Here is a 6000-nt window from a genome sequence, read left to right on the forward strand (position 1 = left end):
TATTTTCACAACACATCATTTATTTCAGCTTCCCTCGCGAATACCGGATCAATGCTCAGCTTTAAGATAGTTAACCAATTTCTCCGCACTGTTCTTAACATCTTCTTTTGAAAGGTGAAGTGTCCCATATTGTGTAAAGGCAGGAAGAAAACGCATTCCTATATAGTTAGCAGTGACTTGAAACGGTCTGATAAGCTCGCTGATCGTGATATTATATTCTCCGCCTGCTTGATAATCAGATTCCTGTGCGCCTAAGGAGATCGCTAAGAGCAGTTCTTTTCCATGCAATTTAGTACCTCCAGTTCCATAAGCCCAGCCATGTGTTAACACATCATCTTCCCATTATTTGAGTAACGTGGGACTGCTGTACCAATACATTGGGAACTGAAAAACGATACGCTCATGATCTAACAGGAGCTGCTGCTCTTTTTCTACATCAATGATAAAATTAGGGTATTCACCGTACAGGTCATGAACCGTAATGTCATTCTCTTGCTTTAAACGATTCATCCAGGTTTTGTTGACAACAGACGTTTCCAAATTAGGGTGTATAACGATAACTAATGTTTTCATTTGACCGTTATCCTTTCTTCGCAGATTAGTTATTATTGCTTTTGTGATAAAGAATTGATTCTAATTTTAAAATAACAACTTATTTACACCTATTTTATCCTTTTTCATGAATTCAGGGCAACTAATTGGACACCAATTACATTTATAGCCAAAAAAAGGCTTAACCTTTTAAAAAAGATTAAGCCTTTTCAGTACCCTTATGCCCCTACCCTATTATCTCGTGTCTAAATTCTAATAGCTGATCATATAACAAGGCATCTTTGTTTTCCTCCATGCTTGTAATACTTTCTCTACTTTTGCAAATTGGAGCTTGAGGCATTAGTAACTACCTATAATGATGAAAATATTTGTGCGATGTCGACTGCAGATGACTTACTTTAGGTAAGTGGGCAGTTTGTGGGCATTAGATCATTTAAAAACAAGCACAAAAAAATACCAAGGATCTCTCTATTACCCTTGGTATCACTGAGATGCGGCCGAGAGGACTTGAACCTTCACGGGTTATTCACCCACTAGGCCCTCAATAAAGTGATAGCTTATCACTAGTTACAAAACCCCGCCATTTCAAGCAATTGATAGTATAACAATCAGCCTGCTCAACTTGATCATTTTTAATAAGAGTATACCAATCATTCAATTTTTGAGTGACTAGGTCGTACGGAATTTTTCTATTTTCATCCAAGATAATCGATGCAAGCAAATTCATCCAATGCAAAAAGGTACGAATAGTCTATTGAAGAAATTATTCTTTTCGTCTTTATTGCGGTTATTGTAAGGCTTTTGTGTCTTGACACGTGATCCATAAATAAAAAAAAACAAAACACGCTAGAAAATGTTCTAACGTGTAAAGATTACTTCATTGTTTACTAAAACTGATTCTTTTGAGGAACGTGTTCGACCGATTACCTCGGGTCAATGCAAATACTTGATGGCCGTTTTGTATTAATTTAGGAAGAAGGGACCGACCAATTACTCCAGTCCCCCCGGCAACAATGATCTTCATGCTATACCTTATTTACCTGCTAATCTTGAAGCAGCTTCTTCAACTTCTTTATTTGCTTTTTGTAAAACATCCTCCGGACTTAGTAAAGCTGTTCCTTGCACTCGGATAATTTGATAATCCTCAATACCGAGGAAATTGAACATTGATTTCAAATATTTATTAGAGTATTCAACTTCTTCATACCAGTCATCATTTGTATAAATTGATCCGCTGGCTTGTATGACAAGCATTCTTCGTCCATCTTTAAGCAGACCTACTGACCCAGTGTCAGTATATTTAAATGTTTCGCGTGCGATCATGATATTGTCCATATAGTCTTTTAATTTTGATGGAATATTGAAATTATGCAAAGGCAAAACGATGACATACGTTTTTGCACTTTTGAATTGTTTCAATACTTCTGTCATGCGTTCTGTTACTTTTTGTTCATCGCTTGTCAGTTCTTCGCCCTTTCCAGCCTTATCCCATGCGCTTAAAACTGTTTTATCAACCATAGGCACTTCATCACTATACAAGTTAATCTGCTCAAGCTCTTCACTCTCTGGAATTAATTCTTTGTAAGTTTCCAAAAAGTGTTTCATTACCCGTAAACTATATGACAACGTATCATCCACTTTTGGATGTGCATTAATGATAAGTGTTTTGCTCATTTAAAACTCTCCTTTTATTTTATATTAAAGATTAATTTAATCGACGATCAATTCGATCTTTAATATAAACCCTGCAGTTTATTTTGTCAAACGGAACAAATAATATACTAAAGAAGGGTTTTATGATTGACTATCACCAAAAATACTCCTAAGATACAATGTGATAACCCTTAAAATCAAAAGCAGGTGAGTTTATATGCAGTACAGTGTTGGGGTTGAATATGCTTTACATTGTCTGGTTTATTTAATAGATGTTCCCTCCAAGGAAAGTGTCGGGATTCGGGACCTTGCAGAGTTCCAAGGACTTTCAGAAACATTTCTTTCAAAAGTTTTCGGTAAATTATCTAAAGCTGGTATTGTAAATTCTGTCCCCGGTGTAAAGGGAGGATACAGGTTAGCAAAATCCCCAGAAGATATTTCCTTTTGGGATGTAATAGAGGCTGTTGAAGGACCAAAACCCATTTTTCAATGTAAAAATATTGTAAGCAATGGTCTGCTTTATCGAGACAAATGCAACTCCTGTGAATCCAGCAATTCTTCTTGTACAATTAACTTGGTAATGCTTGAAGCAGAAGAACAGATGCGTAATTATCTTCGTAATAAAACGCTCGCATGGTTAAATAAAGAATTGGACGTAGTATTGCCTAAAAAAACAAGGACAGATACTCGGGAATACTTCATAAAAAAAAGCTCTGACTAAATTAATTAGTCAGAGCTTTTTTGTGCTATTACAAGTCATATTATGTTTTTTCGTTTTCCATCTCGGCGTTTGAATTTGTAAAAACAATGCCGTACCTATTGGTGCTTCTCTTGCATAAGAAAGCGCAAATGTTATACTCATATTAAAGACTATATTAATCGCCGATTTATACGGTCTCTTATAAAAAAGAATAACAATCTTCTTTTTTACAGATTAATTTCAAAAAAGGAAGGAGAAATGTAAAATGAAAGCATTAATGACTCTGTATCTTAGGCTCGCTTTAGGAATTAGCTTTTTATCTTCTGTAGCCGATCGATTCGGACTATGGGGGACACCTGGCAAGCCTAATGTCATATGGGGAAACATTGAAAATTACACGGATTATGTCGCTGCCTTAACTCCTTTTATACCAAATGCTCTTGTACCGATAGCAGGATGGATAGCAACTATGTTTGAAACCATCTTAGGAATACTTTTGATCATTGGTTTCAAAACAAGAATAACAGCTGTATTGAGTGGTGCTATGTTGATTATTTTCGCTCTAGGTTTAACAGTAGGAACAGGTTTTAAGACTTCTCTTGACTATTCTGTATTCTCTGCATCTGCAGGTGCATTCATATTAATTTATTTTAAAAGAATACCCTATAGTATAGATGCTTTACTCATGAAAAAAACTGTAGAGGCTGAATCATTTTCACTTGAGTCAGACAAATAGCCCTCAAACCTCTAAAAGATAGGGAAAGAAATATCGAAGCATAAAAAAGGAGCAGACATAAAGTCTACTCCTTAATTTTCGGTTTCCTTCCCTTTAACTTCTTCATAATCAGGTGTTTTCTTATACAGACCAAGTCGGTCGCCATCACCCGGCATATGTGCCATTTCCTCATAAGAATCTCCAAGCTTCTCATAATAAGAATAAGCAGTCAGCTTACGAGAACTTTCTTCAAAAAAATACCAAGGGCGTCTACAATCCTTGGTATCATTGATGCGGCCGAGAGGACTTGTACCTCCACGGGTTACTCACCCGCTGGGCCCTCAACCTAGTGAAAACGTATCATGTATTACATAAACCTTATAAATAAAGCATTCTTTATCTACATTTCCACTTGTTTTCTTCTTTTTTTATGAATTTTGGACAAAAATTAGGCATTACTTTTTTTAAAAAAAACACTGAAAATATTAGCTTTAAATTTGTAATTCCAACTAAGATCTAAGAAACCACTAACAAAAGAAGTAAGGTGGTCTCGCCCAATAGGTGCGATAGTTTTTTCTTTTGGTAGTATCTTGACTTGTCCGATTTTGAGAAAAAAAGAGTACGTATTAATCTTGAATAGCACAAAAAACACTACCCTTTTCGTTACTTTAGAGAAAGGATAGTGTTTTTTGGTTTTGCGGGTATCGGAAAATCTTTGCTAGTAGCAGTACCTCAATAAAAGATCGCAATTTCCGCTTACCTAGCTATATCAAGGCTTACTTGTCTGATTTGGGATGTATGGGGTACAAAAGTTGAGTTACAAACATTATTATCCAAAAGAATGTTTACTGTAATTATTTTACATGGTATTATTTGTATCATGCATACGAAATATGTATGTATAATAAATGAAATTAAAAGGAGTGCTTGATCGTGAATCTTAAGTCCATTTTCAAAGGAGTAACATCGACTCTGATAGCTGGTGTAATTGTTGGAACTTGTACTATACCTGCTTTTGCGGAGTCGACTACAAGTGTATCGTCGAAAAATTATGCAGTTACAAGTGGAGTATTCAAAGCTCTAGACAGGGAAATTTCAGAGGGCTCTGTTGATCAATCAAGCTGGAGTCGGGAGTTCGAATTAGATGAGAATGACGGAGCACAAGTAAACTTCTGGATTTCAAATAACGGAAGTAATGACATAAAAATATCAATTGATGGAAAAGTCTCAAGAACCATCGCACCAGGCAAGCAAGGCAACATTTCTGCCGAGGTTAAAAATGGTTGGTTTGGTTGGACATACAATTACACATTTACAGCTTCACCAACGGCTCAAGGTGGTAGTGTTAAGATGAAATATAAAATTGCTCAAAGAAATAATTAACGAATTACGGAAAGGTAATCACTCATTACCTTTCCGTAATTTCATTTTTTTTAGTTTTTTAAAAGATTTCTTACTTTCTATACTTTGGAAATAAATTCACTCCAGGTTTTTCAACTTCTCTTTTTCTAGAAATAAAAGGTTTTTGTATTAAATCCTATATGATGCAAATCAAACCGATTAGTAATTACTTTTCTCCAATTTTCTTCTCCTGCTTTTCCTGCTCTTTTCCCCTCAACCTTACGAGTATTATCATGTCCTATATTTAAGGGTTATACAGCGCTCGTTATCATTATTTACACCTTTTTTGATGTTTTTTCATATTTTCTGGACAGTAAATGGGAGTAAAGAGACCTTGACCACTCACCAAGATAAGTAAAATAAAAAACGAAGGGCATCAAACTAGATGACTTACTATAAGTAAGTGGGCAGTAACAGATAAATTTCTATAAACAAAAAATACCAAGAGTGTCTAAACCCTTGGTATCATTGATGCGGCCGAGAGGACTTGAACCTCCACGGGTTATTCACCCACTAGGCCCTCAACCTAGCGCGTCTGCCATTCCGCCACGACCGCGTGCTATGAAGCTGTCTTTCCACTAAGCATATAAGCTAGTGATGATGATCAGCACTTTGAAAAGAAAGTGCGGGTGAAGGGACTCGAACCCCCACGTCGTAAGACACTAGATCCTAAGTCTAGCGCGTCTGCCAATTCCGCCACACCCGCGTGACAAGTGGTGAGCCATGAAGGACTCGAACCTTCGACCCTCTGATTAAAAGTCAGATGCTCTACCAACTGAGCTAATGGCTCGCTCTAAAAGTGATTCAAAATTTTTAAATAAAATGGCTGGGCTAGCTGGATTCGAACCAACGCATGACGGAGTCAAAGTCCGTTGCCTTACCGCTTGGCTATAGCCCAACGAAGGTAAATGGTGACCCGTACGGGATTCGAACCCGTGTTACCGCCGTGAAAGGGCGGTGTCTTAACCGCTTGACCAAC

General features: G+C 36.8%; 6 protein-coding genes, 4 tRNA genes and 2 pseudogenes. 3 read left to right on the top strand and 9 right to left on the bottom strand.

Annotation, left to right across the window (positions count from 1 at the left end; genetic code table 11):
• Window positions 1-48: 48 nt before the first annotated feature.
• From BGM27_RS15855 to BGM27_RS15875, 4 genes and pseudogenes are all read right to left on the bottom strand, one after another.
• Window positions 49-573, bottom strand: a pseudogene (locus tag BGM27_RS15855) (NAD(P)H-dependent oxidoreductase).
• 205 nt (window positions 574-778) lie between these two features.
• On the bottom strand, window positions 779-892 hold the full coding sequence (locus BGM27_RS20805) for a response regulator aspartate phosphatase (RefSeq protein WP_157870126.1): 114 nt from the start codon (window positions 890-892) through the stop codon (window positions 779-781).
• A 537-nt stretch (window positions 893-1429) separates the two neighbouring features.
• Window positions 1430-1576: an NAD-dependent epimerase/dehydratase family protein gene (locus tag BGM27_RS15870; RefSeq protein WP_119001710.1), complete on the bottom strand. Its 147-nt coding sequence runs from the start codon at window positions 1574-1576 to the stop codon at window positions 1430-1432.
• Window positions 1577-1584: 8 nt separating this feature from the next.
• Window positions 1585-2226, bottom strand: coding sequence for an FMN-dependent NADH-azoreductase (locus BGM27_RS15875; RefSeq protein ID WP_007409582.1), 642 nt, complete (start codon window positions 2224-2226; stop codon window positions 1585-1587).
• Between the two features lie 196 nt (window positions 2227-2422).
• Here BGM27_RS15875 and BGM27_RS15880 point away from each other — a divergent pair, with 196 nt between their 5' ends.
• Both BGM27_RS15880 and BGM27_RS15885 read left to right on the top strand, forming a co-directional pair.
• Window positions 2423-2926 carry an RrF2 family transcriptional regulator gene (locus BGM27_RS15880; RefSeq protein ID WP_004393007.1) on the top strand — a complete coding sequence of 168 codons (504 nt, stop codon included), beginning with the start codon at window positions 2423-2425 and terminating at the stop codon, window positions 2924-2926.
• Between the two features lie 244 nt (window positions 2927-3170).
• Window positions 3171-3641, top strand: a complete 471-nt coding sequence (locus tag BGM27_RS15885; protein WP_007409583.1) for a MauE/DoxX family redox-associated membrane protein — start codon at window positions 3171-3173, stop codon at window positions 3639-3641.
• A 71-nt stretch (window positions 3642-3712) separates the two neighbouring features.
• Here BGM27_RS15885 and BGM27_RS15890 read toward each other — a convergent pair.
• Window positions 3713-3871, bottom strand: a pseudogene (locus BGM27_RS15890) (cystatin-like fold lipoprotein); the annotation flags it as partial.
• A 682-nt stretch (window positions 3872-4553) separates the two neighbouring features.
• Here BGM27_RS15890 and BGM27_RS15895 point away from each other — a divergent pair.
• Window positions 4554-5003, top strand: a complete 450-nt coding sequence (locus BGM27_RS15895; RefSeq protein ID WP_007409585.1) for a hypothetical protein — start codon at window positions 4554-4556, stop codon at window positions 5001-5003.
• A 490-nt stretch (window positions 5004-5493) separates the two neighbouring features.
• Here BGM27_RS15895 and BGM27_RS15900 read toward each other — a convergent pair.
• The 4 genes from BGM27_RS15900 to BGM27_RS15915 form a co-directional block, all read right to left on the bottom strand.
• Window positions 5494-5577: transfer RNA gene (locus tag BGM27_RS15900), tRNA-Leu, on the bottom strand.
• Window positions 5578-5645: 68 nt separating this feature from the next.
• Window positions 5646-5727: transfer RNA gene (locus tag BGM27_RS15905), tRNA-Leu, on the bottom strand.
• 8 nt (window positions 5728-5735) lie between these two features.
• Window positions 5736-5811, bottom strand: a tRNA-Lys gene (locus BGM27_RS15910).
• Window positions 5812-5844: 33 nt separating this feature from the next.
• Window positions 5845-5919, bottom strand: a tRNA-Gln gene (locus tag BGM27_RS15915).
• Window positions 5920-6000 lie beyond the last annotated feature (81 nt).

Origin of the sequence: Bacillus sp. FJAT-27001 (assembly GCF_019039175.1) — a bacterium.
In the GTDB taxonomy this organism is placed as follows: domain Bacteria; phylum Bacillota; class Bacilli; order Bacillales; family Bacillaceae; genus Bacillus; species Bacillus velezensis.

What these genes read in the sequence shown, in the direction of transcription:
- BGM27_RS20805 (WP_157870126.1), bottom strand. Translation starts at nt 892, where the DNA reads ATGCCTCAAGCTCCAATTTGCAAAAGTAGAGAAAGTATTACAAGCATG.
- BGM27_RS15870 (WP_119001710.1), bottom strand. Translation starts at nt 1,576, where the DNA reads ATGAAGATCATTGTTGCCGGGGGGACTGGAGTAATTGGTCGGTCCCTT.
- BGM27_RS15875 (WP_007409582.1), bottom strand. Translation starts at nt 2,226, where the DNA reads ATGAGCAAAACACTTATCATTAATGCACATCCAAAAGTGGATGATACG.
- BGM27_RS15880 (WP_004393007.1), top strand. Translation starts at nt 2,423, where the DNA reads ATGCAGTACAGTGTTGGGGTTGAATATGCTTTACATTGTCTGGTTTAT.
- BGM27_RS15885 (WP_007409583.1), top strand. Translation starts at nt 3,171, where the DNA reads ATGAAAGCATTAATGACTCTGTATCTTAGGCTCGCTTTAGGAATTAGC.